General features: G+C 68.7%; 23 protein-coding genes. 12 read left to right on the top strand and 11 right to left on the bottom strand.

Annotated elements, in window-relative coordinates:
- The first annotated feature begins 44 nt into the window (after positions 1-44).
- Positions 45-1,487, top strand: coding sequence for a lipase maturation factor family protein (locus AWC24_RS08535; protein WP_085083900.1), 1,443 nt, complete (start codon positions 45-47; stop codon positions 1,485-1,487).
- Here AWC24_RS08535 and AWC24_RS08530 read toward each other — a convergent pair.
- Both AWC24_RS08530 and dtd read right to left on the bottom strand, forming a co-directional pair.
- Positions 1,474-1,926, bottom strand: a complete 453-nt coding sequence (locus tag AWC24_RS08530; RefSeq protein ID WP_234807301.1) for a DUF2834 domain-containing protein — start codon at positions 1,924-1,926, stop codon at positions 1,474-1,476. The genes AWC24_RS08535 and AWC24_RS08530 overlap by 14 nt on opposite strands.
- Positions 1,927-1,971: 45 nt before the next feature.
- Positions 1,972-2,403: a D-aminoacyl-tRNA deacylase gene (dtd, locus tag AWC24_RS08525; protein ID WP_085083898.1), complete on the bottom strand. Its 432-nt coding sequence runs from the start codon at positions 2,401-2,403 to the stop codon at positions 1,972-1,974.
- Positions 2,404-2,454: 51 nt separating this feature from the next.
- Between dtd and AWC24_RS08520 the strand changes: the two genes are divergently transcribed.
- A complete protein-coding gene (locus AWC24_RS08520) occupies positions 2,455-2,769 on the top strand; it encodes an MTH1187 family thiamine-binding protein (RefSeq protein WP_085083896.1) in 315 nt (104 codons plus the stop codon).
- Here AWC24_RS08520 and AWC24_RS08515 read toward each other — a convergent pair.
- The 5 genes from AWC24_RS08515 to AWC24_RS08495 form a co-directional block, all read right to left on the bottom strand.
- A complete protein-coding gene (locus AWC24_RS08515; protein ID WP_234807306.1) occupies positions 2,762-3,403 on the bottom strand; it encodes a M15 family metallopeptidase in 642 nt (213 codons plus the stop codon). The two genes, AWC24_RS08520 and AWC24_RS08515, sit on opposite strands and share 8 nt — an antisense overlap.
- 38 nt (positions 3,404-3,441) lie before the next feature.
- On the bottom strand, positions 3,442-4,188 hold the full coding sequence (gene yaaA, locus AWC24_RS08510; RefSeq protein WP_085083894.1) for a peroxide stress protein YaaA: 747 nt from the start codon (positions 4,186-4,188) through the stop codon (positions 3,442-3,444).
- A complete protein-coding gene (locus tag AWC24_RS08505) occupies positions 4,185-4,706 on the bottom strand; it encodes a phosphatase PAP2 family protein (RefSeq protein WP_085083892.1) in 522 nt (173 codons plus the stop codon). The genes yaaA and AWC24_RS08505 overlap by 4 nt, the downstream gene beginning before the upstream one ends.
- Positions 4,707-4,765: 59 nt before the next feature.
- Complete coding sequence (locus AWC24_RS08500; protein WP_085083890.1) at positions 4,766-5,224, bottom strand: STAS domain-containing protein; 459 nt, start codon at positions 5,222-5,224, stop codon at positions 4,766-4,768.
- A 99-nt stretch (positions 5,225-5,323) separates the two neighbouring features.
- Complete coding sequence (locus AWC24_RS08495) at positions 5,324-7,285, bottom strand: neutral/alkaline ceramidase (protein ID WP_085083888.1); 1,962 nt, start codon at positions 7,283-7,285, stop codon at positions 5,324-5,326.
- A 112-nt stretch (positions 7,286-7,397) separates the two neighbouring features.
- On the opposite strand from AWC24_RS08495, the gene AWC24_RS08490 reads away from it, so the two are divergent.
- From AWC24_RS08490 to AWC24_RS08475, 4 genes are read left to right on the top strand one after another with little or no spacing between them, the layout of a single operon-like run.
- Complete coding sequence (locus AWC24_RS08490) at positions 7,398-8,657, top strand: acyltransferase family protein (protein WP_085083886.1); 1,260 nt, start codon at positions 7,398-7,400, stop codon at positions 8,655-8,657.
- Positions 8,658-8,693: 36 nt separating this feature from the next.
- Complete coding sequence (locus AWC24_RS08485) at positions 8,694-9,392, top strand: Rv0518 family GDSL lipase (RefSeq protein WP_085084051.1); 699 nt, start codon at positions 8,694-8,696, stop codon at positions 9,390-9,392.
- 49 nt (positions 9,393-9,441) lie between these two features.
- Positions 9,442-10,437 carry an NAD-dependent epimerase/dehydratase family protein gene (locus AWC24_RS08480; RefSeq protein ID WP_085083884.1) on the top strand — a complete coding sequence of 332 codons (996 nt, stop codon included), beginning with the start codon at positions 9,442-9,444 and terminating at the stop codon, positions 10,435-10,437.
- Positions 10,434-11,078 carry an HD domain-containing protein gene (locus AWC24_RS08475; protein ID WP_085083882.1) on the top strand — a complete coding sequence of 215 codons (645 nt, stop codon included), beginning with the start codon at positions 10,434-10,436 and terminating at the stop codon, positions 11,076-11,078. The genes AWC24_RS08480 and AWC24_RS08475 overlap by 4 nt, the downstream gene beginning before the upstream one ends.
- Before the next feature lie 3 nt (positions 11,079-11,081).
- Here the strand turns inward: AWC24_RS08475 and aceA are convergent, their stop codons facing one another.
- Complete coding sequence (aceA, locus tag AWC24_RS08470) at positions 11,082-13,382, bottom strand: isocitrate lyase ICL2 (protein ID WP_085083880.1); 2,301 nt, start codon at positions 13,380-13,382, stop codon at positions 11,082-11,084.
- Between the two features lie 194 nt (positions 13,383-13,576).
- On the opposite strand from aceA, the gene AWC24_RS08465 reads away from it, so the two are divergent.
- The 6 genes from AWC24_RS08465 to AWC24_RS08440 all read left to right on the top strand — a co-directional run bounded on the left by AWC24_RS08465 (position 13,577) and on the right by AWC24_RS08440 (position 21,250).
- A complete protein-coding gene (locus AWC24_RS08465) occupies positions 13,577-13,957 on the top strand; it encodes a hypothetical protein (protein WP_234807300.1) in 381 nt (126 codons plus the stop codon).
- A gap of 177 nt (positions 13,958-14,134) precedes the next feature.
- Positions 14,135-14,557 carry an MmpS family transport accessory protein gene (locus AWC24_RS08460; protein WP_407663422.1) on the top strand — a complete coding sequence of 141 codons (423 nt, stop codon included), beginning with the start codon at positions 14,135-14,137 and terminating at the stop codon, positions 14,555-14,557.
- On the top strand, positions 14,554-17,406 hold the full coding sequence (locus AWC24_RS08455; RefSeq protein ID WP_085083874.1) for an MMPL/RND family transporter: 2,853 nt from the start codon (positions 14,554-14,556) through the stop codon (positions 17,404-17,406). Before AWC24_RS08460 ends, AWC24_RS08455 begins: the two co-directional genes overlap by 4 nt.
- Positions 17,406-18,068, top strand: a complete 663-nt coding sequence (locus tag AWC24_RS08450) for a TetR/AcrR family transcriptional regulator (protein WP_085083872.1) — start codon at positions 17,406-17,408, stop codon at positions 18,066-18,068. The genes AWC24_RS08455 and AWC24_RS08450 overlap by 1 nt, the downstream gene beginning before the upstream one ends.
- An 82-nt stretch (positions 18,069-18,150) precedes the next feature.
- Positions 18,151-19,968, top strand: a complete 1,818-nt coding sequence (locus AWC24_RS08445; RefSeq protein WP_085083870.1) for a fatty acyl-AMP ligase — start codon at positions 18,151-18,153, stop codon at positions 19,966-19,968.
- A 136-nt stretch (positions 19,969-20,104) separates the two neighbouring features.
- Positions 20,105-21,250: a PPE family protein gene (locus tag AWC24_RS08440; protein WP_085083868.1), complete on the top strand. Its 1,146-nt coding sequence runs from the start codon at positions 20,105-20,107 to the stop codon at positions 21,248-21,250.
- Here AWC24_RS08440 and AWC24_RS08435 read toward each other — a convergent pair.
- From AWC24_RS08435 to AWC24_RS08425, 3 genes are all read right to left on the bottom strand, one after another.
- Positions 21,216-24,071, bottom strand: a complete 2,856-nt coding sequence (locus AWC24_RS08435; protein ID WP_085083867.1) for an MMPL/RND family transporter — start codon at positions 24,069-24,071, stop codon at positions 21,216-21,218. The two genes, AWC24_RS08440 and AWC24_RS08435, sit on opposite strands and share 35 nt — an antisense overlap.
- Positions 24,068-24,499 (bottom strand): MmpS family transport accessory protein, encoded by a 432-nt coding sequence (locus tag AWC24_RS08430; RefSeq protein WP_165757726.1) that lies wholly within the window; start codon positions 24,497-24,499, stop codon positions 24,068-24,070. Before AWC24_RS08430 ends, AWC24_RS08435 begins: the two co-directional genes overlap by 4 nt.
- Positions 24,500-24,623: 124 nt before the next feature.
- Entirely contained in the window at positions 24,624-25,229 is a 606-nt protein-coding gene (locus tag AWC24_RS08425; protein ID WP_085083865.1) for a TetR/AcrR family transcriptional regulator, read from the bottom strand.
- Between the last annotated feature and the right edge of the window lie 12 nt (positions 25,230-25,241).

The raw sequence follows: 25,241 nt of genomic DNA, 5'->3' as shown, positions 1-25,241 counted from the left end.
ACCCGCGACCGGTGGTATGAACGTCACACCGAGGAGTTGCGGGCGTGGACACACAGTGGGCGTGGTTCGACGGATCCGGCTATTGGCTGGGCCGGCTGGTGCTGCAGCGCGGCATCGCCGCGGTCTACCTCATCGCGTTCGTCGCCGCCGCACGGCAATTCCGTGCGCTGATCGGCGAGAACGGCATGCTGCCGGTGCCGCGGTATCTGCGCCGGCGGTCATTTCGGATGGCGCCCAGCATTTTCCAGCTGCACTACTCGGATCGGTTCTTCGCCGGCAGCTGCTGGACCGGCGCGGCGCTGGCGGCGGCGCTGGTGGCCGGCGCCGGCGAACTGGTACCGCTGTGGGCGGTGATGTCGATCTGGCTGCTGCTGTGGGTGATGTATCTGTCAATCGTCAACGTCGGCCAGGCGTGGTACTCGTTCGGCTGGGAATCGATCCTGCTGGAGGCCGGGCTGCTGGCGGTGTTCCTGGGCAATGACCGGGTCGCACCGCCGGTGCTGGTGATGTGGCTGACCCGGTGGCTGCTGTTCCGGATCGAGTTCGGGGCGGGGCTGATCAAACTGCGCGGCGACTCCTGCTGGCGTGACCTGACCTGCCTGTACTACCACCATGAGACCCAACCCATGCCGGGCCCGCTGAGCTGGTTCTTCCACCAGCTGCCCAAGCCGCTGCACCGGATCGAAGCCGCCGGCAATCACCTCGCCCAACTGGTGGTGCCGTTCGGGCTGTTCGCCCCCCAGCCGATCGCCGGGGTGGCGGCGGGGATCATCATCGTCACCCAACTGTGGCTGGTGGCCTCCGGCAACTTCGCCTGGCTGAACTGGGTGACGATCGTGCTGGCCGCCGGCGCGATCGACCAATCCTGGGTCACCGGACGGTTTTCCGGGTTGCGGCCCCCGGAGCTCCCGGAATCCCCTGTGTGGTTCATCGCCCTGGTGATCGCGTTCACCGCCGCGGTGGTCGTGCTCAGCTACTGGCCGGTGCGCAACCTGGTCTCACGGGATCAGCGAATGAACGTCTCGTTCAACCCGTTTCATCTGGTCAACAGCTACGGGGCGTTCGGCACCGTCGGCCGCTGCCGCCGGGAAGTGGTGATCGAGGGAACCGCAGCCACCGAACTCACCGACCGGACGGTCTGGCACGAATACGAGTTCAAGGGCAAACCCGGTGCACCCGACCGGCTTCCGCGGCAATGGGCGCCGTACCATCTGCGACTGGACTGGTTGATGTGGTTCGCCGCGCTCTCACCGTCCTACGCGCAACCGTGGCGCGACGCCCTGCTGCAACGGCTGCTGCGCAACGACCGCGATACGTTGCGACTGTTGCGCCACAACCCGTTTCCCGACGAGCCGCCGCGTTACGTGCGGGCGCTGCTCTATGAGTATCGCTTCACCACACCGGCCGAGCGCCGGCGGGATCGGGCGTGGTGGCATCGCAGCCTGGTGGGCATCTATCTGCCGCCGGTGTCGGCTACCCTGCGCTGATCCAGAGCACTGAGACCAACACCACGGCCGCAAGCAGAATCAGCAGCACGATGTCCTTGGCCGGAAGCTTCAGCGTCTCGGTGGGATTCAACCGCAGCTGCCGGGCGATCAGGAACAACGGAAACGTCACGCTGATCCCGATGAACAGCCCTCCCACCAGGTAGGCCCAGACATATGGCACGCCGTGTTTGCGTGCCTCGACCACCATCAGTACAGCCGCGGCCAGACCGAACATCAGGATGTCGATCGTGACCGAGCGCGACGCCGGCGTCACCCGCGTCTCTCGCCAGAAGCTGCTGAAGAAGTCCAGGGCGACGACCTGGTAGCGCGTGTTCTGGATCAAGGTTGCGACGAAGGCGACCGCTGCGATCGTTGCGTACCCGCCGCAGAGGACTCTTCGCGACATCGGCATCGATGGTGTGTCGCTGATCTCGGTCACCCCTCGACGATAGTGACCGTCGGCAGTGCCGAAGCCGTTTTCGCCTCAGAGTTCCAGCAGCACGGTCACCGGGCCGTCGTTGACCAGTTCGACCGCCATGTGCGCCCCGAATCGCCCGGTCGCCACCTGCGCGCCCAACTTCCGCAGCGCCTCGGCGAACTCGTCGACCAACGGTTCGGCGACGGCGCCGGGCGCCGCGGCGTTCCACGACGGTCGCCGCCCCTTGGCGGTGTCGGCGTAGAGGGTGAACTGACTGATCACCAGGATCGGTGCGCCGACATCCGAGGCCGATCGTTGCTCATCGAGAATGCGCAACTGCCAAAGCTTTTCGGCGAGCCGATGGACCTTCTTCACGTCATCATCGTGGGTGACCCCGACCAGCGCCACCAGCCCCTGCCCGTCGGGGGCGATGGCGCCGACGGTTTCGCCGTCGACCGTGACCCGCGCCGACGAGACACGTTGCACCAGAACCCGCACGGCCTCGATGGTAGGTACGCTCAGGCTGGGAACTTCGGGAGGGGTCGTCAGGTGTCGGTGCTGGTTGCGTTCTCGATCACGCCTCTCGGGGTGGGCGAGGGAGTCGGTGAGATCGTCGCGGAAGCGGTGCGGGTGGTTCGCGAGTCGGGTCTGCCCAATCACACCGATTCGATGTTCACCGTGATCGAAAGCGACAGCTGGGCCGAGGCGATGGCCGTCGTGCAGCGGGCGGTGGAGGCGGTGGCGGCCCGATCGCCGCGAGTGAGCACCGTGATCAAGGCCGACTGGCGGGCCGGCGCGGTCGACGCGATGACCACCAAGGTGGCGTCGGTGGAACGGCACCTGGCCGACCCGCCGCTCAGTTGACCGCGACGTCGAGGATCGGTCTGCCCACGCCGGCTCCCGGCCCGTCGAAGTGCCACCACTCCGCGGGGTAGACGGCGAGGCCGCCGGCGCTCATCGCCTCGCGCAGGGTGGCGCGTTCGGCGGCGGCCCGCGCGCCGATCCCCCCGGCGAACGCAGCGGCGCGGGGGGAGAAGTCGTCGAAGCCGGTGCCCATCTCGACCAGCCGGCCCTGCGGGTCGGCGGTCGTCACGTCGACCGACCGCCCGGTCTCGTGGCTGCGGGCCAGCGAGCCCGGCCGGGCAACCCAATTCGGGTCCGGCACCACCTCGAACATCCGGACCTGGATCTGGTGCGGGCGGTAGCAGTCCCAGAACACCAGGGTTCGGCCGCGGCGGCGCAGGACATCGGCTGCCGCCGCCAGACCCGGGGCCAGCGACTCGTGCACCAGGCACCGGGCGTTCGCCGGATACAGCTGTACGCCGGTGAAGTTGTTGGCCGTGGCGTACCGCAGATCGATGATCGCGTCGGGCACTGCGCTGCGGACGTCGACGAAACCGGCCGCGCGAGCGGCTGCGGGCAGCGGCGGCACGTCGCCCGCGGGGGCCGCCGCGGCCGGCCCGGCCGGCACCCAGCCGGCGATCAGCACAGCCAGCATCAGGATCCGCAGCGTCGCCATTCGGCCATTGTCGCCGCTCATGCCGCAACCACGACGGTCAATCGGTGGTCGTCGCGTTCCACCCGCATCCCGGCCCGCCGAGCGGTCGCTGCCACCCCCGCGGCGTCGTCCGGCTCGGCCTTGGTCGAGGCCAGCGCCCGCGCCAGCCGGCCCTTATGGGCCTTGTTGAAATGGCTGACCGAGACCCGCCGGCCATCGGGGTGTTCGGCGACGACGTCGACGCGCACGGCACCGGGGATCCTGGCCAGCGACGCATAGGCGCCGGAGCGCAGGTCGACGACCAGTTCGGCCGCGGCGATCTCGGCCAGCACCGGCTCCAGGACCGGCCGCCAGCGTTTGGCCAGACCGGGCTGTCCGGGCAGCTTCGAGGTCGCCGAGAGACGATAGGCGGGCACCTGATCGGTCGCTCGTAGCAGCCCGAACAGCGCCGAACCGACCGCCAGCCGGGCCGTCGCACGCGCCGCCGCCGCGCCGCGCAGCGAATCGACGTCGAGCGCCTCGTAGAGCACCCCGGTGTATCGGTTGATCGCCGGCGCCGTCGGCGCGGTCCGCAGCAATGCATTGCGTTCGATCTCGGCGTCCTGGGCGGCCGAGAGCGCCAGCGCCTTCCGGCTGGCCGCCTGGTCGGCGGCCAGCGCGACCACCTCGTCGACCAGCGTCGCCCGCAGTTCGGTGAGTTGCGGCGACCCCAGGCCGTCGAGTCGCAGCGGCCGCCCGTCGCCGCCGGTGCGCTTGGTCTCCGACGGGGGCAGCAGCACGATCACAGCGCAGACGTTAACCGAGCGGCAGCACACACCAGCGCGGTGGCGAGCATCGCCGCGCCGAGCGTGTCGGTGAGGAAGTGGTAGCCGCAGGCCACCAGCCCGAGCATGCCCAGCACGCTCACCGCCGCCGCCAGGGCCAGCGCCGCGGCCCGAGCCGTCCGGCAGGCCTGGGCGACCACGACCATCATGGCCAGTACCGCGACCAGCAGCGCGGTGTGCCCGCTGGGATATTCCAGGTACGGGCCGTTGCGGCGGTCGAAGAGGTGTTTGAGGCCCTGGGCGGCCGCGGTGACGACGACCGGGCAGATCAGCACCGCCGCCGCCAGCGCCCACTGCCGCCTGAGCAGGGTGACCGTCAGACATCCCACCAGCACCGCGAGTACCAGCCAGCCGCTGGTGAAGGCCAGCAGCCACCGCGGTTGCTCACCGAACACCTCGCGGGTGCGCTGGCTGAACCAGTCGTCGAAAGTTGTCGAGCCGCGGCCGACCGCCCAGCCCAGGGCCAACGTGGCCAGCACGCCGACCGGCGGCCACCAGCGCAGCGCCGCGGCGGCGCCGGGGTACCTCCGGCCTATCGCTAGGCCGACTTCTGGAACAGCGGCAGCAGCGCCTGCCGGCGCTGGTCGTTGCCGTCGGCGAGCGCGTGCAGCGCCTGCTCGACCGAGCGGGCCGTCGGGAACATGGCGTCCTCGTCGAAGTCACCGAGCAGTTCGTTGACCGCCGGGCCGTCGATGAGCGTCCAGTCCACGCCCGCGGCGCGGCAGTCACCGTCGAGGACGCACAGCAGCCAGATGCCGGCGGCGGCGAACGAGGTCACCCCGCTCAGGTCGAGCAGCAGCGGCTCCTTGGCCAGTACGAAGCGCCGGGCGTGCTCGCTGAGCTCGTCGACGTTGCTGGAGTCGATGCGGCCCCGGATCGTGACCACCGTCGCGAGGTGCCGGGAGTGCGCTCGAATCTGCGCGTCACCGCACTTCACGGTGGGGTTGCCCTGCTGACCGATCCGCGCCGCGCCCCGAGTGGTGATCGTGATAGCCATGCCAGCCCCCGCTTCCGATGTCCTGTCATTGTCGGCAGGTGGCCGACGGTGACATTTCCCGACGTTAGGCGGCGAAGTTAAGGCACCTTGGGCGGCCTCTTAACGCTTTCGTGAGATCTCGAACGGCTCGGTCGACCCGGTGAAGGCGGTGAGCCGGCCCCCGGGCCCGCGGGCGTCGCCGTCATAGCGCAGCCGGTAGCGTCCGGCGGGAGTGTCCTCCGGCACCGTCCAGGTCACCGTGACGGTCGATCCGCGGCGGCCGGCGCGGCGCCAGCGGAACGTCGTCGACCAGTCGCCGTCGTCGGCCACGGTGCTCCAGCCACCCCCGGCGCCGTCGGTCTCACGCTCAACCCGCAGGTAGGTGCCGCCGCGGCGCAGGTCGTTGTTCGGGTAGGCGCCGGTTAACACCACCGTCACCGTGGCGCCCGGCCGGTAGCGGGCCAGCGGCGGCCGCAGTACCTCCCCGAACCGGCGACCGGCGGCCGGCTCATCGACGCCGGCCTGCCGGCGCGACCGCCGCCGCCGTTGCGGCTCGGCGGGAGCTCTGCCGACCGGCGCCGGCCGCTGATCGCGCATCGCGGTGGCCAGTCCGGCCACCACCTGCTGCAGCGCAGCCAGTTCCCAGCGTCCGAACAGTGTGCTGCCGCCCTCGTAGCGCTGTTCCTGGTACTCCTCGGGCGTGGTGACGTAGTGCAGGTAGCCGTTGCTGTAGCCGGCCACCAGCACGTCGCGCAGCTCGGCGCCCACGATGGCGGCCACGGTGCGGCGTAACCGCAGCCCGGCGACGATGGTCACCTCGGCGGGGATGCCTATCAGATACAGCTGCCCGATGCGCAGCAGCTGCACCGGGCCGCCGTTGGGCATCAGGGTCAGCGCCTGGTTCAGTCGGCTTCCCGGCCCCATCAGGCCCTTGGGTGCGTGGGCGTCGCGCAGTCGCGGTGCCAGCCGGTAGACGGTGGCGCCGACCAGCGAGTCGACGACGCAGTTGCGGCCCTGTCTGAGCAACGGGTGCAGCGGGCCCGGGCCCTCATCGGTACCGGCCAGCGCCGCCGCCCCGGCCACCGCGGGCCCGGTGCGATGGACTCGGCCGTCCCCGGTGAACTCGGGAGAGACCTCGAAATCGGACAGATCGACATAGGTGGCCCGGGCATCGAGGCCGCCGGTGACCTCGGCGCCGTGCCCGGTCGTCAGGTCGGTGGCCGCGGCGGCCTGCCGCTCCCCGATGATCCGGGTGTTCTCGAACTCGTCCTCGGTGGGGCCGCTGCCGGGACGGTGGTTGAGGTTGGGCGACATGTCGCCGCTGTTGGTCTGGGCGAAGGCTGCGACGAAATCCGGCGGATCCGACGCCAGGTAGTCGATGCCGCGGTCGAGGCGCTCCAACCGGTAGGCGGCGTAGCCCTTGTTGTCGCCGCTGATCAAGGTGTTGCGATTGGTCATGGAAGTGCCGTGGGTGGCGAACCAGTTCACCGCGCCGACCAGCCGGCCGCCCCGTTCGATACGCAGCAGCGTGGTCTGCGGGTCGATCGCGTCGGGAAAGTGGGCGCGCTCGGCCGCCGGGTTGCGGGCGAACGCCGATGGGGAGCGGTTGCTGCTGGCGTCGTGCAACCGGCCCACGGCGAGGCTCAGGGCGGCGGCAGCGAGGTCGGCATGCGCGCGCTCGACGGCCTCGCAGATGCCGTCGACGATCGCGCCGAACGTCTGCGGCCGGAATCCGCCGGTGTTGGAGTTGTAGAGCCGGTGGTCGGAGTAGCCCCCCGGGCCGCAATGTGTGTGGGTGGCCGTGAGCATCACGTTGTGGAAGGTGTACAGCTCGCCGTGGGCGGTGGCCAGCCGCCCGAGGACCTCGCGGTGCACGCTTTCCAGCAGCAGCGGCAGCTCACACACCACCAGCAGCAGCCGCGCCTCGCTGGCGGGGTGGACGATCACGAACGCCCGGGCCCGCAACCGGTTGTGCAGACCGGAGGTCTGCTGGGAGGGCACGCCGTAACCGAGCATTCCGCACTCGGCCGGCTCGCCGGTGATGTCGGCGATCCCGCGGCCCACCCGATACTCCTCTGGCATCGCTCAAGTATCACCGGGCGTGGTCGCTCGCGATTCGGCAGTCCCGGTCGCTACGCTGTCCCCGCGACAGAGGCCAGTCAAGACAGCTAGAGCCCATCGGCGAAAGAGTGTTGTGCGCAGCGGAGAGATCAAAGCCCTCACCGGGCTTCGCATCATCGCCGCGGTGTGGGTGGTGCTGTTCCACTTCCGGCCGCTGCTGCGACTGGGATCGCCGGCCTTCAGCGACGCGCTCGGTCCGGTGCTCGACCGCGGGGCGCAGGGCGTCGACCTGTTCTTCATCCTCAGTGGATTCGTGCTGACCTGGAATTACCTGGAACGAATGGGGGAGTCGTTCTCCCCGCGCGCCACCCTGCACTTCCTGTGGTTGCGGCTGGCCAGGGTCTGGCCGATCTACCTGGTCACCCTGCACCTGGCGTTGCTGTGGGTGATCTTCACGCTGCACGTCGGCCATGTGCCGACCGAAGACCTCAGCCGGATGACCGCCACCAGCTACGTGCGACAGGTCCTGCTGGTACAGCTGTGGTTCGAACCGTTCTTCGACGGGACCAGCTGGAACGGGCCGGCCTGGTCGATCAGCGCCGAATGGCTGGCCTACCTGCTGTTCGGCGGGCTGGTCCTGGTGATCTACCGGGTGATGCGGGCGACATCGGCGGGTGGCCTGGCCGTGCTGGCGGTCACCGCCTCGCTGCCGCCGCTGCTGCTGTTGCTGGCCACCGGCCAGTTCTACACGCCGTGGAGTTGGCTGCCGCGCATCGTCATGCAGTTCACCGCCGGCGCGCTGGCCTGCGCGTCGGTGCGCAAGCTGCCGCACGGACTGAGCGACCGGGCCCGCCGTGGCGCCGGCTACTGCTCGGCGCTGCTCATCGTCGCGATCGTCGGGACCCTGTACTACTTCGATGCGCATCCGATCTCCGGGCTGTACGACAGCGGCGGGCTGGTCGATGTGCTGTTCGTGCCGCTGGTGATGGCGCTGGCGATCGGCACCGGCAGCCTGCCGGCGCTGCTGTCGACCCGGGTGATGGTCTACGGCGGACAGATCTCGTTCTGCTTGTACATGGTTCACGAGCTGGTGCACACCGCGTGGAACTGGGCCGCAATACAATTCGAGATCGTGTTGGACGAGGGCGCGGGTGCGGCCAAGTGGATGGTGTGCGGGCTGCTGGCCGGGGCGACGCTGTTGTCGGTGTTGTTGTTCCACGGCGTTGAGGAACCTGGTCGGCGCTGGATGCGTCGGATGGTCGGGACCCGGCCGGAGAAGGCGCAGGTCACGCCGGCAGAGGATCCGCTGACCGTCGACCCGGTCGCCCCCGTCGAGGTGGATGACCGGCTCCGGAACGGACGCACCGAGGCGGTTCCGGTCAGTGTGCACTGACGTGTTCGGGGGAGGTGCGCGGTGGGCCGGCTGACGATGTTCGCCGGCTCGCTGGCGGCCATGGTGCTCGCGGTCGTGGTCTGCACCGGCCTCCTGGCCCGCGATCGCGATTCCGCGCGCCACTACGACACGGTGTCGCTGAGTGCCTCGCCGAGCCGAATCGCGGTGATCGGCGATTCCTACACCTCCGGATATGAAGACACCGGTCGAGGCGCCGCGAACTGGACCGAGCGGGCCTGGCAGCTGCTGGCGGGCCGTGGCACCTACGTCCGCGCCGACGTGGCGGCCGAAGGCGGCGCCGGCTACGCGGTGCGCGGCAACCAGGGCGGCCTGTTCGGGGACCTGACCGCCCGGGTGGTGCAGCCCGACGACGCGCTGGTGGTGTTCTTCGGCTCCCGCAACGACCAGGACGTCGAACCGGGCCGGCTGACCCGGCTGGTCGCCGAGACCCTCGGACTGGCACGCCGGGCGGCGCCGTCCACCCGGATACTGGTGATCGGGCCGTCGTGGCCCACCGCGGACGTGCCCGCCGAACTGTGGCGGATCCGTGACATCCTGAGCGCCGAGGCGCGCGTGGTGGCAGCGGAGTTCGTCGATCCGCTCGCCGAAGGCTGGTTCGTCGGCCGGCCGGAGTTGATCGGCCCCGACGGTGTGCATCCCACCGATGCCGGACACGCCTACATGGCCGACAAGATCGTGCCGCTGATCGCCGGTCAGTTGCCCAAGCGGACCTGAGACGGCCCGTCCGCATCGCCGCTCCGGGCAGAATCGGTGGATGAGCACAATGCGAGTGTTGATCACCGGAGGAACCGGCTTCGTCGGCGGCTGGACGGCCAAGGCGATCAGTGACGCGGGACACCGGGTGCGGTTCCTGGTCCGCAACCCCGCCGGCCTGCACACCAGTGTCGGACGGCTCGGTGTCGACGTCTCCGACCATGTTGTCGGCGACATCACCGACGCCGACTCGGTCGGGCGCGCGCTGGACGGTTGCGACGCCGTGGTGCATGCGGCCGCGCTGGTCGCCACCGACCCGCGCCAGAACGACCAGATGATGACCACCAATTCCGACGGCGCCCGCAACGTCCTCGGCGGCGCGGCGACGCTGGGGTTGGACCCGATCATCCACGTCTCGAGCTTCACCGCGCTGTTCCGGCCGGGGCTGGGCACGCTGCGCGCCGACCTGCCGGTGGCGGGCGGATCCGACGGCTACGGGCGCTCCAAGGCCCGCGAGGAACGCTATGTGCGCGATCTGCAGGATGCCGGCACCCCGGTGAACATCACCTACCCCGGCATGGTGCTGGGTCCGCCGGTCGGCGACCGATTCGGCGAGGCCGGTGAGGGGGTGCGGGCCGCGTTGCAGATGCGGGTGATCCCGGGCCGCGGCGCGGCCTGGCTGATCGTCGACGTCCGCGACCTGGCGGCGTTGCACGTAGCGCTGCTCGAGCCCGGCCGCGGTCCCCGGCGCTACATGGCCGGCGGGCATCGGGTGCCCGCGCGGCAGCTGGCCGGCCTATTGGCAACGGTGTCCGGTTCGGCCATGCTCGCCGCTCCGGTGCCGGACGTCGCGCTGCGCTGGGCCGGGCGCCTGCTGGATCAGGCCGAGCGGGTGCTGCCGCTCAGTACGCCGTTCACCGAGGCGGGGATGCAGTACTACACCCAGATGCCGGCCGCTGATGACTCGCCGGCCGAACGCGATCTCGGCGTGGTGTTTCGCGACCCGCGGGAGACCCTGGCCGACACGGTGGCCGCCATTCGCGAAACGAAAGGAGCCGGGCCGTGACCGGAACAACTGTTGCAGGTATTGCGATCCCCGACACCGCGTTGGTGCGGGAGGCAACCGAGTTCATTCGCGACGTCGAAGACGATCTGCTGTTTCACCACTCGCGGCGGGTGTTCTTCTTCGGTGCGTTACAGGGGCAGCGGCGCGGGCTGGTCGCCGACCTGGAACTGCTCTACGTGGGAGCGATGTTTCATGACCTGGGCCTGACCGCGCCGTATCGCACCACGTCCAGCCGGCGTTTCGAGGTCGACGGGGCCGACGCGGCGCGTGACTTTCTGCTGGAGCGCGGCGTCGGGCAAGCCGATGCCCGCAAGGTGTGGCTGGGTATCGCGTTGCACACCACCCCGGGCATACCGGAGTTCCTCGACCCGGAGATCGCCCTGGTCACCGCCGGCGTCGAGACCGATGTGCTCGGCGTGGGCCGCGACGATCTGGCGGCGGATCAGCTCGCCGCGGTGACCGCCGCGCACCCGCGGCCCGACTTCAAACGCCGCATCCTGCATTCCTTCACCGAAGGCGTCCGACACCGCCCGGACAGCACCTTCGGCACGGTGAACGCCGACGTGCTCGACCACTACGACCCGTCATTCGTCCGCGGCGATTTCGTCGAGACCATCCTGGGCAACAGCTGGCCGGAGTAGCCCTCAGTCCGCTTTGCTGATCAGCTTGCCCAGCGCCGCCCGGTCCGGTGCCAGCAGTTCGTCGATGCGCGGCTGGTTCACGTCGGCGACGATGATCTCGCCGACCTCCTGATGGACGCTGCTGAACATGCCGTGCGCCTTCATCTTCTCGGTCTGATACAGGTTGTCCTGGGTGGGCGTGACGTAGTGCACCGCCGCCGCCTTGAACCGGTGGATCAGCCACAGGTGGGTCAGATCCATCAGCCGCTTCTGCCGGAACTTCTCGGCGAAGGTGTTCTGGTCGCGCACCGTCAGGATGCTGCGCCCATGCCGGTCCTTGATCGGGTCGACGATCACGTTGGCGAGTTTGTCGTCGTCGTCGCCGTAGATCCCCAGCTCCAGCACATCGGATCCCGGGCGGGTCGGCCGCAGTTGCACGCGCAGTCGCTCGTCGAGCTGATAGTGCTCGGCCCACAACGCCAGCCACTCCTCGAGCAGCTTCTTGGGCACCTCGGTCTGCACCAGATGCTGATGCTGGGTGGAGCCTGCGCCCATCGCCTTGGTGGTGGCGGTGCGGCCCGACGAGGCGGCCAGCGCGGCGTCGCTGCGCGGTCCGCCGACCAGGGTTTGCGGGGTCCGGTAGGGCGACTCGACCAGCCGCATCTTGCGCTGCAGCCGGGCCAGCGCCAACATGCCGTCCTGCAGCAGGGTGGCCGCGAACTCCTCGGAGGCCACGCCGTCGACCTGGTGGCCGCCATAGGTGATGAAGTTGAAGACGAAGCCCATCTTGCCGAGTTCGGCGGGGAAGGCCCGCATCTCCTCGTCGGTCATGCCGGTGGTGTCCCAGTTGAACGAGGGGGACAGGTTGTAGGCCAGCATCTGGTCGGGGTATACGGCGTGGATCGCCTCGGCGAACTCGCGGGCGTCGGCGAGGTCGGCGGTCTTGGTCTCCATCCACAACAAGTCGGCGAACGGAGCCGCCGCCAGCGACTTGGCGATCGCATAGGGAATGCCGCCGCGCACCTGGAAGTACCCTTCCGGCGTCTTCGCCCGTTCGCAATCCCAACCCGGGTCGGCGTTGAGCTCGGTCGCCTTCTGGCGCGCGGTGTAAAGCGGTGCCCGGGCGGCGAATTCCCGCCACTGCGCGGCGCTCATGTCCTTCGGTTCGCCTTCACGTTCGGCGAACTCGAGCATCTCGCCGACGGCGTCGCCGAACGTCATCAGCCCGGCGTCGTTCTGCCACGCCTCGACGAATTTCGATTCGATCTCGTCGAAGATGCCGCCCACCGACTGCCGACCGTCGCCGCGCCGGCTCTCGGCCGCCGCGGTGATCGCCGCGGTGATGCCGTTGCGTTCCAGCCAGGCATCCGCGGCGGCGTACTCGCCCTCGGGCAGGGCGTAGAGCAGGTGGCCGTTGATCTCGGTGATCCCGGCGTTGTAGAACTGGCGCGTCATCGCCAGGAAACAGGACTTGTAGGACGGGATCTTCAAGTTGGTCGTGCCCAGGATGAACGGCTGGTCACGTTCGTCGGCGCGGCTCTCGACCAGGTTGGCCGCCTCGGCGTCGGTGCGCGCGACGATGATGCCCGGGACGCCCATCAGGTCCAACTGGAACCGCGCGGTGTTCAGCCGCTTGATCTGCTCGTCGGACGGCACCAACACCTTGCCGCCCTGGTGGCCGCACTTCTTGGTGCCGGGCCGCTGATCTTCGATGTGGTAGCCGGGCACGCCGGCCTCCACGAAACGCCGGATCAGGTTGCGTACGTGGGGATCACCGCCGTGCCCGGTGTCGGCGTCGGCGATGATGAACGGCCGGTAGTCCACCGCGGGGGTGGCGGCGCGCTGCTCGTCGGTCATCTGCAACCGCAGGTAGTGCTGGTTGCGGTCCGCGGTGAGCAGGGCCCGCACCAGCCCGGCCGCCTCATCGGGCACCTGGCTGAGCGGGTAGCTGGCCAGGTCGGGACCCGGATCCTCGGTGATGGAGCCCTTCGCCGAGGTGGCCCACCCGCCCAGGTAGATGCCCTCGATGCCGACCCGCTTCATCACCACGGCCTGACCGGGCGAATACGGGCCGAACGTGGTGATGCTCTTCTTGGCGGCGAACAGCTCACGCAGCCGGGCGTAGAACGCCGTCGCCGCTTCGCGCGCCACGATGTAGTCGGCGGGGATGGTGCCGCGCTGTTCGACCACCTGGCGGGCGGAATAGAGGCGGGTGACGCCTTCGAAGCGCGGGCTGTCGAAGTATTGCTGTGTCGCGGCAACGTCGGCTTCGACATCGCGATGGACCGGTGCACTCGTCGCCGCGTTCGTCTCGATCGTCGTCATGGGATTACGCTCCTGTTCGCCGGGGTCATGCGGCGGTCTCAGCCGGGTCCCGCCTGCCACTCCCACGTATTGTGCCGCTGCTCGCTGAGCGATAGCGCAGTTTTGCCATACATCTTCGCCATGCCGCGGGCGCCGTCGCGGAAGTTGCCTGAAGCCGGTGGTTTCGGCGGCTTTCGTGGCTATGGTGATCAGTTATGACGGCCCGGTCAGGCCGGTGGGGCACCCCGTGGGATCAGTCGCCGCAGCGCAGCGCTCCGGGGGCTCGACCGGTGGGCCGCTGGGGGGCGCGGCGGATGAGCCGGCGCTTCGCCGGAGTCGGTGTGCAGATTCCGGCCGCCCGGCTGCGGGAGATGATGGCCGGGGCGCCGCCGGCAGCCGCGGAATCGGTCGACTACACCTTCGCGCTCGCCGCGACCGCGCTCCAACGCGAACAGCGACTGGCCCGGGCACAGCGCAACCGCCGGAGGCTGGTGCGTGCGCTGATCGTGGCCGGGCTGGTGCTCGCCGCGCTGAACCTGCTGATCTGCATGGGCTACCTCTTCATCAGCCTGGCGCTGCACGAACCGTTGCTGTGACCCGGCAGCATCCCGCCCGGCGCGAACGGCCAACCCACAGGTGAAGTAGTCTGACGACCGTTGCAGTGGCGGAACCCGGGTTCCGCGTCGGTGGGGGAGACCAGCGTCTCCGCCGGAATCGGGCCGTCCTGCTTCCGGACCAGGCGACAGAGTGGGAGGCCACCCCGGGTGTATCGAGTGTTGACGCGGTACTGGATCCCGCTGTTGCTGGTGGTCGTCGTGGCGCTGGGCGGGTATGCCATCGTCCGGATCCGCGCGACCCTGGGCCATCAGGGCCCGAACTTGGCGGAGGGCTCGGCGATCACCGAGAACTTCAACCCGAAACACATCACCTACGAGGTCACCGGGACCGGCGGTACCGCGAACCTCAACTACCTTGACGAGAACGGCCAACCCAATCTGATCGAAAATGCCTCGCTTCCTTGGTCGTTCACGATTGTGACGACGCTACCGTCGATGTCGGCCAACATCATCGCTCAGGGTGATCGCAATGTCAGCGATCTTCGGTGCCGGGTGACGGTCGACGACGTGCTGCGCGATGACCGGGCCAGCACCGACACCGTCAAACCGTTCATCTACTGCCTGGTGAAGTCGGTATGAGCGAGCCGCAGCCCGACCGCCCGTACCGCCCCTTCTTAGGCCGGATGGTCCGGATCTTCTCGGTGCCGATCATCCTGGCCTGGGTGCTCCTCGCGGTCATCCTGGGCACGGTGGTCCCGTCACTGGGCAAGGTCGCCGCCACCCGGTCGGTCCCGATCAGCCCCACGGGCGCACCCTCGTACGAGGCGATGCTCAACATCGGCAAGGTATTCCAGCAGTACGATTCGGACTCCACGGCGATGGTTGTGCTGGAGTCCGACGACCACCTCGGCGATGCCGCGCACAAGTTCTACGACGAGATCGTCGCCAAACTCGAGGCCGACGACAAGCACGTGCAGAACGTTCAGGACTTCTGGAGTGACCCGCTGACCGCGGCGGGCTCACAGAGTGTGGACGGTAAGTCCGCCTACGTGCAGATCTTCCTCGACGGCTCGCAGGGCACCACCGAAAGCCACGAGTCGGTGGCCGCCGTACGCGACATCGTCGCGTCGGTTGACCCACCGCCGGGCATCAAGGCCCACGTCGCGGGCAACACCGTCCTCAATGCCGACACCAGCGTCGCCGGGCATCAAAGTATGTCGAGGCTGGAACTGGTCTCGGTCGCCATCATCATCGTGATGCTGCTGACCATCTACCGCTCGGTGGTCACGATGCTGGTGTCGATGTCGGTCATCGGACTGGGCCTGTTTGCCGCGATGGGTGTTACGGCCGCAGTCGGCAACCTCAACATCATCGGCCTGACCCCGTATGCGGTGAGCATGGTGACGATGTTGTCCATCGCCGCGATAACGGATTACCTGATCTTTCTCCTCGGCCGTTATCACGAGGAGAGGGCGAAGGGCCTTGACCGCGACGACGCGTTCTATGTCGCCTACAGCGGCGTCTCACACGTCATCCTGGGGTCCGGGTTGACCATCGTCGGCGCCTTGATGTGTCTCGGCATGACGACGTTGCCCTACTTCCAGACCATGGGGCCGCCCTGCGCGATCGCGATTCTGGTGGTCATCGCCGCGGCACTGACGTTGGGGCCGGCGGTGCTCACCGTGGCATCGAGATTCGGACTGCTCGACCCCAGACAGAATCTCTCGACGCGCAACTGGCGCAAGGTCGGAACCAGCACGGTTCGCTGGCCCATTCCGATCATCCTGCTGACCGGCATTGTCGCCGTCGTGGGTTTCGTCAGCCTGTTGACCTATGTGCCGCAGTACAACGACCAGAAATTCACCCCCGCCGATATGCCCGCCAACCTGGCGATGGCCGTCGCGGATCGGCACTTCTCCCAGGCCCGGATGAACCCCGAACTGTTGATGCTCGAGACCGATCATGACCTGCGTACACCGTCGGACATGCTGGTGATCGAAAAGGTCGCCAAGCACGTCTTTCGGATGCGCGGCATCGACCGGGTACAGACCATCACCCGCCCGCTGGGCTCACCGATCGAGCACAGTTCCATCCCGTTCCTGCTCGGCGCGCAGAACGCCGGCACGCTGCAGGCCGCCAAGTTCAACAACGACAACGCCGCACAACTGCTCGAACAGGCCGACGAGATGGCCAAGACCGCCGCCAGCCTGGAACGCATGTACACGATCATGAAGGAGACCAGCGAAACCACCCACAGCATGGCGGGCCGGACGCACGTGATGGCCGACACCACCGGTGAATTGCGGGACAATATCGCCGATTTCGACGACTTCTGGCGGCCCATGCGCAACTACTTCTACTGGGAACCGCACTGCTACGACATCCCGATCTGCTGGTCGCTGCGGTCGATCTTCGACACCATGGACGGCATCGACCAACTCGCGGAGCAGATTCAGGGCCTAACAATCGACATCGACCGCCTGGACGAGTTGATGCCGCAGATGCTGCCGGTTCTGCGAGAGAACATCGACTCGATGAACAAGATGCACGACATGATGATTGCGACCCACAGCACCATGGCCGGCACCCAGGCTCAACAACAGGAACTGGCCAAGGGTGCCACCGAGATAGGGCTGTACTTCGACCAGGCCAAAAGCGATGACTTCTTCTACCTGCCGCCGGACGTGTTCGACAATCCCGACTTCAAGCGGGGCATCAAGATGTTCATGTCGCCGGATCACAAGTCGGTCCGGATGATCATCACCCACCAGGGCGACCCGGCCTCGGTGGAGGGCATCGCCCACGTCCGAGACCTCAAAGACGTCGTCGCAGACGCCCTCAAGGGCACCCCGCTGGCCAGCGCGAAGGTCTCGATCGCCGGTACCGCGTCGCTGTACGCCGACATGCAGGACGGCGTCGTGGTGGACCTGATGATCGTGCTCATCGCCTCGCTGATCCTGATCTTCGCGATCATGCTGATCATCACCCGCAGCGTGGTGGCGGCCATCGTGATCGTCGGCACGGTAGCGGCGTCGCTGGGCATCGCGTGCGGGTTGTCGGTGCTGCTCTGGCAGGACATCCTGGGCCTGGGAGTGCAGTGGATCGTGATCCCGCTGTCGATGGTGATCCTGCTGGCGGTGGGTTCGGACTACAACCTGCTGCTGGTGTCGCGACTCAAGGAAGAGATCCACGCCGGGCTCAACACGGGCATCATCCGCGGGGTGGGGGCTACCGGACGCGTCGTCACCGCGGCCGGCCTGGTGTTCGCCTTCACCATGATGGCGATGATCGTCAGCGACCTGCGCGTGGTCGGCCAGCTCGGCACGACCATCGGTATCGGCCTGATCATCGACACGTTGATGGTGCGGGCGTTCATGACGCCGTCGATCGCCGCGGCGTTGGGGCGTTGGTTCTGGTGGCCGCTCAACACCTTTGAGATCACCGGGCATGCGGCTCGCCCGTCCCGACCGGGGCAGGAAGTTCGGTGATGGCGTTGTCGGTCGCTGGTTCGGGGCGCAGGGCGGAGACGAGATCGAGACTGCGCCAACGCACCGACGGCCGGCTCGATCGCTCGCGTGATTCCGCGATTCTGGATGCCGCGCTGGCCGCGTTGACCGAGCACGGTTACAACGGCACGAACATGAACGACGTCGCCACCCGCGCCGGGGTCGGCAAGGCCGCGATCTACCGCCGCTGGTCGTCGAAGGCGGCGTTGATCACCGATGCGCTGGTGTACTGGCGGCCCGACCTGATCGACGACGCCGCCCCGGACACCGGCAGCCTCGCCGGTGACTTCGATGCGCTGGTTGAACGTGTGGCGCGTAACGACAGTCAGCGGATCCCCAACGATCTGGTGCTGCGGGTGGCGATGGAGGCGATGCACGACCAGCACCTCACGTCGGCCCTCGACGATCTGCTGCTGCTGAAGGGCAGACGGATGGTGACAGCCATCCTCAACCGGGCGGAGGCGCGCGGTGAGCTCGCGCCCGGCCGGGACTGGTCGCTGATCGCCGACGTCCTGACCGGCCTGGGCCTGATGCAGGCCATCAACGGTCAGAGCGTCGACGCGACGTTCATCCGGCGGGTCATCGACACGCTGATCCTGCCTGCGGTCTGCGCGGCGAACACCGCGCCCGGGGGTGCGGAGTAGCGCACGCCGCGGCCCGATGTGTTCCGGCAGGCACGCCGGTCAACACCGGAGCGGGACGGCGCCGCCCTCTAGACTGCGGGTCATGGTTCAGCCGCAGCCGGGAGCGCTCAAGGGCCTGATCCAGATCGAGGAGTGCCTGGATGCGGACGGCGGCATCGCCCTGCCGCCGGATGCCACCCTGATCTCGCTGATCGACCGCAACATCGCCAATGTCGGCGACGCGGTGGCCTTCCGATTCCTCGATTACGCCGGTCCGGTCGAGGGCCGGGCGGTGGAGCTGACCTGGGAACAACTCGGCGGCCGAATGCGCGCCATCGGCGCCCGGCTGCAAGAGGTCAGCGCCCCGGGCGACCGGGTGGGGATCCTGGCGCCGCAGGGACTCGACTACGTCGCCGGATTTTATGCGGCGATCAAGTGCGGCACCATTGCGGTGCCGCTGTTCGCCCCCGAACTGCCGGGCCACGCCGCACGCCTCGGCACCGCGTTGCGCGACTCCGCGCCGTCGGTGGTCCTGACCACGGCGGCGGCGCGGCACACCGTCGAAGACTTTCTTCGCGGGCTCCCACAGCCGTTGCGGCCGCACATCCTGGTCATCGACGAGATCCCGGACTCGGCCGCCGCAGCATTCGTGCCGGTGCGCATCGACATCGACGGCGTGTCGCATCTGCAGTACACCTCGGGCACCACCCGGCCGCCGGTAGGCGTGCAGGTGACCCACCGTGCCGTGGGAACCAACCTGCTGCAGATGATCCTGTCGATCGACATGCTGGACCGAAACACCCACGGGCTCAGCTGGTTACCGCTCTACCATGACATGGGTCTGTCGATGATCGGATTTCCCACGGTTTATGGCGGTCACTCCACGCTGATCTCGCCGACCGCATTCATCCGCCGGCCGCAGCGCTGGATCAACGCCCTGTCGGACGCGTCGCGGCGCGGGCGGGTGGTCACCGCGGCGCCGAACTTCGCCTACGAGCTGACCGCCCAGCGCGGCCGGCCGGCGCCGGGCGCCGACATCGACCTGACCGGCGTGGTGATGATCATCGGATCCGAGCCGGTGAGCATGCCGGCGGTCAGGGCTTTCACCGAGGCATTCGCCCCATACGGCTTGTCGCGCACCGCGATCAAGCCGTCCTACGGCATCGCCGAGGCCACTTTGTTCGTGGCGACGATCGACCCCGACGCCGAGGCCAGTGTGCTGCACCTGGGGCGTGAGCGACTCGGTGCGGGCCGGGCGGTGCCGGTGGCTGCCGACGCCCCGGATGCGGTGGCTGCGGTGTCCTGCGGCCGGGTCGCGCGCAGCCTGTGGGCGGTCATCGTGGACGCCGAAACCGGTCGGGAGTTGCCTGACGGCCACATCGGTGAGATCTGGCTGCACGGCGACAACGTGACCGCCGGCTATTGGCGCCGGCCGGAAGAGACCCGACGGGTGTTCGGTGCGCGGTTGCAGCGCCGGTTGAGCCGGGGCAGTCACGCCGAGGGTGCGCCCGTCGACGGCAGTTGGCTGCGCACCAGCGATCTCGGGTTCTACCGCGACGGCGAGCTGTATGTGACCGGCCGGACGGTCGACCTGATGACCATCGAGGGGCGCGGTCACTACGCGCACGACGTCGAGGCCACGGTGGCACAGGCCTCACCGATGGTGCGCACCGGGTACGCGGTGGCGTTCACCGCCGATCACGCCGACCGATTGGTGATCGTCGCCGAGCGCGCTACCGGGACCGGCCGCCAGGATCCGGCGCCGGCGATCGCGGCGATCCGCGCGGAGGTGTCCCGGGTGCACGGGTTGGCCGCCGCGGACATCCGGTTCGTCCGCGCGGGCACGATCCCACGCACCACCAGCGGCAAACTCGGGCGTACGGCCTGTCGCGAGCAGTACCTGTCGGGCGCGCTGGGCTGACGCCGACCCCGGGGGCGTCATCGCCGGCACCGCACAGCGGGCGCACAGCCGGGACATGCGGGACACCAAAAGCTGCTGGCTAGCCTTCCCAAAAGACTCGTCGGCCTGGTCGCCGACCAGGACACAAGGGGAGGCGATGGATTTCGGAGTCCTGCCGCCGGAGATCAATTCGGCGCGGATCTACGCCGGGGGCGGGCCGGGTTCGTTGCTGGCCGCCGCGACGGCCTGGCAGGAGCTGGCCGGCGAGCTGAACTCGGCGGCCGCGTCCTACGCGTCGGTGATCGCCGGCCTGACCACCGGGTCGTGGGCGGGGCCGTCGTCGGCGGCCATGGCGGCCGCGGCCAGTCCCTACATCACCTGGCTCAACGCCACCGGGGCGCAGGCGCAGCAGGCGGCTGCCCAGGTGTCGGCGGCGGTGTCGGCTTACGAAACCGCGTTCGCCGCCACGATTCCGCCGCCCCTCATCACGGCGAACCGCAGTCTGCAGGCGACGCTGACCGCGACGAACATCCTGGGGCAGAACACCGCGGCGATCGCCACCACCGAAGCGGACTACCTGGAGATGTGGGCTCAGGACACGGCGGCGATGTACGGCTATGCCGGAGCGTCGGCGGTGGCCACCCGGGTCAGCCCGTTCACCTCACCGCCGCAGACCACCGAGCCGTCCGGCCAGGCGTGCTCGGCGTCCGCTGCGGCCACCACCGGAGCCGACGCCGAAACCTTGATGACTCAAGGGCCGCAGCTGATCTCGGCGACCCCGGCGGCACTGCAGACCCTGGCGGCGCCGGCGACCGAGACGCCCGCGAATGGCTCGGCTGCGTCACTGTCCGGGCTGACCTCGCTGACCATGCCGTTGCGGATGGCGATGATGCCGATGACCATGCTGATGCGGATGCTGATGAGCGGCACCAACGGCGCCAAGGGGGCCGCGGCCGGTGCGGCGGCACCGATCGCAGCGTCCGGGGCGCTGACCTCCGGCAGCGGCACGGTGACGCTGACCGGCCTCACGTCAGGGCAGGCGGCGACGGCGGGTCTGGGCCGGTCCGCTTCGATCGGCGCGCTGTCGGTGCCGCCCGGCTGGACCGGCGTGGGTGCAGCGACCGGCCCGACCGCCGCGGGATTGCCGGTCACCGGTTCGGTGGCGGGAACGGCCGGACACCCCGCCGGGGTGCCGCCGATGGTCCCGGTCGGGAGTCTGGCTGGGCGCGGTGGCTTCGGCGCCACCGCCACCCAGTACGACTTTCGGCCTACAGTGATCCCGCGGTCACCGGCTGCCGGCTAGGCGCGGGCACCGTCGCGCCGAAGGCCGCGGCATGCGGCGGCGGCACCCGTAACGGCCACCAGAACCAGCGGCCGAGCAGCGCCGCGATCGACGGGGTCAGGAACGACCGCACGATCAAGGTGTCGAACAGCAGCCCGAGCCCGATCGTGGTGCCGGCCTGGCCGATCGAGTACAGGTCGCTGACCGCCATCGACATCATGGTGAAGGCGAACACCAGACCTGCCGCGGTGACGACCGACCCGGTTCCGCCGACGGAGCGGATGATTCCGGTGCTGATTCCGGCCCGGATCTCCTCTTGGAACCTCGAGACCAGCAGCAGGTTGTAGTCCGAGCCGACGGCCAGCAGGATGATCACCCCGAACACCGGGGCGATCCAGTTCAGTGGCAGCCCGAAGATGTGCTGCCACACCAGCACTGACAGCCCGAACGCGGCGCTCAGCGACAGCAGCACCGTCCCGACGATGACGGCGGCGGCCACCAGTGCCCGGGTGATCAGCAGCATCACGATGAAGATCAGCGTCACCGCGGCCACGCCGACGATCAGGATGTCGTAGGCCGAACCGGACAGGATGTCGTTGTAGACCGCCGCGGTGCCGGTGAGATAGAACTTGGCGGCGGTCAGCGGTGTGCCCTTCACCGCGTCGTGGGCCGCGGCCAGCATCGGCTCCACGAAGGAGATGCCCTTGGGGGTGGCCGGATCGGCGTCGTAGGTGACGATGAACCGCGCGGCCGTACCGTCCGGAGACACGAAGAGCTGCAAGCCTTTCTGGAAATCCGGGTTGTCGAAGGCCTCCGGCGGCAGGTAGAAGTAGTCGTCGGCCTTGGAGGCGTCGAAGGCTCGGCCCATCTCCGTGGCGGTGTCGGTCATCCGCGCCATCTGGGTCACCAGGCCGGCGAAGCTGCTGTGCATGCTGAGCAGACTGGCCCGCATGGATTCGGCGACCGCGATCATGGGGGTGAACTGCTCGACGATCTGCGGCATCACCGCGTCGATGTCGTTGATGTCGTCGAGCAGCGGCCGCATCTTCTGGCTGAACCGATCCATGCCGTCGTAGGCGTCGAACACCGACCGCACCGCGTGACAGACCGGGATGTCGGCGCAGTGCTGCTCCCAGTAGAAGTAGTTGCGCACCGGCCGGGCCACATCGTCGAAATCGGCGATGTGATCCCGGATCTCGTCGACGGTCGAGGTGACGTCGGCCATGTCGGCGTGCATCCGGCCGGTGGTGTCGCCCAGCTGTAAGACCAGGCCGCGCAACCGGTTCATCGAGTCGATGGCGGCGCCGAGATCGTCGCTCATGGTGAGTATGTCGGCGAGCCGGTTGTTCATGAACTGCAGGTTCTCCTGGATCGGCACGGCGCTCATGCTGACCTGGAACGGTATTGATGTGTGGTCGATGGGGCTGCCCAGCGGCCGGGTGATGCTCTGGACGCGTTCCACCCCGCGGGTGCGGAAGATGTTCTTGGCGATCCGGTCCAGGATGATCATGTCGGCCGGGTTGCGCAGGTCGTGATCGGCCTCGACCATCAGCACGTCGGGGTTCATCCGGGCGGCGCTGAAATGCCGTTCGGCCGCGTCGTAGCCGACGTTGGCGGGCAGATCGGCCGGGATGTAGTACCGGTCGTTGTAGCTGATCTTCATGCCCGGCACCGCGAGCATCCCGACCAGGGTGACCAGCAACGCCGCCACGAACACCGGGGCGGGCCAGCGGACGTTGACGGTGCCGATCCGGCGCCAGCCGCGACCCTCGACCCGCTTGGGGTCGAGCAGCGGAGCGGCGACCGCGACGATGGCCGGGGCGACGGTCAGCGCACCGGCGATCACCACCAACAGGCCCAGCGCCGAGGGGATGCCCAGTGCCTTGAAGTAGGACAGTCGGGCGAAGTGCAGGCACAGCGAGGCGCCGGCGATCGTCAGCCCCGAGCCCACGATGACGTGCCAGGTGCCGCGGAACATCGAGTACCAGGCGGTTTCACGGTCTTCTCCGGCATTGCGGGCCTCGTGGTAGCGGCCGATCAGGAAGATCGCGTAGTCGGTGCCGGCCGCGATCGCCAGCGACGACAGCATGGCGACCACGAACGTGGAGAATCCCAGCAGGCCGGCATTGCCGAGCAGTGCGACCAGGCCGCGGGCGGTGCCCATCTCGAAGCCGACCATCACCAGTGCCAGCGCCACGGTGGCCGCTGAACGGTAGACCAGCGCCAGCATGATGATGATGACCACGCCGGTGACGGCCATCATTTTGAGCATGGATTTGTCGGCGGCCTCGGTCATATCGGTGGTCAGCGCCGCCTGGCCGGTGACGTAGGCCCGCACCCCGTCGGGTGCCGGCACCGCGGCGACGATCTGGCGCACCGCGTCGACGGATTCGTTGCCCGCCGTGCTGCCCTGATCGCCGGCGGTGTTGATCTGCGCGTAGGCGGCGCGGCCGTCACTGCTCTGCACGCCGGCGGCGGTGATCGGATCGCCCCACAGATCGGCGATGTGCTGGACGTGTTCGTGATCGGCGGACAGTTTCGCGATCAGCGTGTCGTAGTAGCGGTGCGCGTCCGGGCCCAGTTCGCTCTCGCCCTCGATCACCAGCATGACCATCGAGTCGGAGTCGAATTCACCGAACGTCGCGCCGATGTGTTTCGCGGCGATCAGCGAGGGCGCATCCTGCGGGGACATCGTCACCGCGTGCTCACGGGCCACCGATTCGATCGGCGGCACCAGCACGTTGAGTCCGACGGTCAACAGCAACCAGCAGGCGATCAGCGGCCAGGCCAGCCGGCGAACCAGGCGCATGTAGCGCGGGCGGGGGTCGGTGTGGCCGCTCATGCCGCTTTGACCAGACAGAAGGTCTGGGCGTGGTGCCCGACGGCGACGTGTTCGTCTTTGACGACGCCGTTGACGGTGATGCGGCAACCGATCCGGTCCCCGTCGCCCTGGGCCACCAGGTTGCCGATCGCCGCAGGGCTGGTCGTGGTGATGGTGTAGCGCCATGGCAGCCCGGTGAATGTCGCCTGCACGGGCCGGGTCTGCTCGTCGAGGTAACTGACCCCGCCCGCGGAGTTGTCCGGGCCGAAAAGCTCGTAGACAACCCGCTTTTCGTTGATCGAGGCGATGGGCGCCGAGCCGCTGCCGTCCCAGTGGAAGATCTCGTCGGAGCCGAACGCGCCGCGCAGGTTGACCACCGCCGCGGTTCCGGCGGCCGCGGCCGCGGTGATCACCAGTGGCACCCAGGCCCGCTTGGCGATGGTGAACATGGTGGCCATCTTCGGCACCTCCTTCGATCCGCCCGACGTCCGCGAGCATACCCCAGGGGGTATTAAACACCCCAGGGGGTATGCAACAGGGCGCGGCGGTCCCCGGGTCCGTCCGCGATCGGTGTTACCGGTGCCCGCGCTGGGCGGCGACCGCTTCGCCCAGCCAGCGGCGCAGGAACCGGCGCAGCTCATCGGGGGACCGGCCGGGGTCGTTGGGGGCCACGACGAACGACAACATGACCCGCAGGGTGAACTCGACCAGTTCGCGCAGGCTCGTCTCGTCGTAGCCGTGCCCGGGCCAGTCGACGTCGAACCGTTCGATCATCCGCATGCCGAAGGCCCGGGCCTCCTCGGAGGCCATCTCCCGGCTGTGGGCCGACGAGGAGGACAGCATCGCGCCCAGGTGCGGGGAGCGGATCACCGCGTCGAGGGTGTAGAGCGTGCCTTCGGTGAGCGCGTCGGCGGGGTCGTGGATGCCCCGGACGTGTTCGGTGAGCCGGTCCAGGAAGTCGTCGACCGAGGCGATCGCCACGGCACGCATCAGGGCGTCCGCGGTGGGGAAGTAGCGGTACACCGTCTGGCGGATGACGCCCAGCGACGCGGCGACGTCGGCCAGCGACACCGCCGCCCCCGTTTCGGCGACCAGGTCGACGGCCGCGGCGATGATCCGCCGACCGGCGTCCTCGTCGCTGTGGGGCGGGTTACCGCCCCAGCCGCGTCGGCGTGCCATCAGCGAGCCCCT

This window comes from Mycolicibacter senuensis (assembly GCF_002101885.1).
Taxonomy (GTDB): domain Bacteria; phylum Actinomycetota; class Actinomycetes; order Mycobacteriales; family Mycobacteriaceae; genus Mycobacterium; species Mycobacterium senuense.
The sequence above is the reverse complement of the archived record's forward strand: the minus strand, read 5'-3'. Positions and strand labels throughout refer to the sequence as shown.

Coding starts and splice junctions, on each gene's coding strand:
- AWC24_RS08430 (WP_165757726.1), bottom strand. CDS start 24,499: ATGTTCACCATCGCCAAGCGGGCCTGGGTGCCACTGGTGATCACCGCG.
- AWC24_RS08485 (WP_085084051.1), top strand. CDS start 8,694: ATGTTCGCCGGCTCGCTGGCGGCCATGGTGCTCGCGGTCGTGGTCTGC.
- AWC24_RS08465 (WP_234807300.1), top strand. CDS start 13,577: ATGACGGCCCGGTCAGGCCGGTGGGGCACCCCGTGGGATCAGTCGCCG.
- AWC24_RS08500 (WP_085083890.1), bottom strand. CDS start 5,224: ATGGCTATCACGATCACCACTCGGGGCGCGGCGCGGATCGGTCAGCAG.
- AWC24_RS08425 (WP_085083865.1), bottom strand. CDS start 25,229: ATGGCACGCCGACGCGGCTGGGGCGGTAACCCGCCCCACAGCGACGAG.
- AWC24_RS08455 (WP_085083874.1), top strand. CDS start 14,554: ATGAGCGAGCCGCAGCCCGACCGCCCGTACCGCCCCTTCTTAGGCCGG.
- AWC24_RS08445 (WP_085083870.1), top strand. CDS start 18,151: ATGGTTCAGCCGCAGCCGGGAGCGCTCAAGGGCCTGATCCAGATCGAG.
- AWC24_RS08480 (WP_085083884.1), top strand. CDS start 9,442: ATGCGAGTGTTGATCACCGGAGGAACCGGCTTCGTCGGCGGCTGGACG.
- AWC24_RS08495 (WP_085083888.1), bottom strand. CDS start 7,285: ATGCCAGAGGAGTATCGGGTGGGCCGCGGGATCGCCGACATCACCGGC.
- aceA (WP_085083880.1), bottom strand. CDS start 13,382: ATGACGACGATCGAGACGAACGCGGCGACGAGTGCACCGGTCCATCGC.
- AWC24_RS08515 (WP_234807306.1), bottom strand. CDS start 3,403: ATGCTGGCTGTGCTGATCGCCGGCTGGGTGCCGGCCGGGCCGGCCGCG.
- AWC24_RS08435 (WP_085083867.1), bottom strand. CDS start 24,071: ATGAGCGGCCACACCGACCCCCGCCCGCGCTACATGCGCCTGGTTCGC.
- AWC24_RS08450 (WP_085083872.1), top strand. CDS start 17,406: ATGGCGTTGTCGGTCGCTGGTTCGGGGCGCAGGGCGGAGACGAGATCG.
- AWC24_RS08440 (WP_085083868.1), top strand. CDS start 20,105: ATGGATTTCGGAGTCCTGCCGCCGGAGATCAATTCGGCGCGGATCTAC.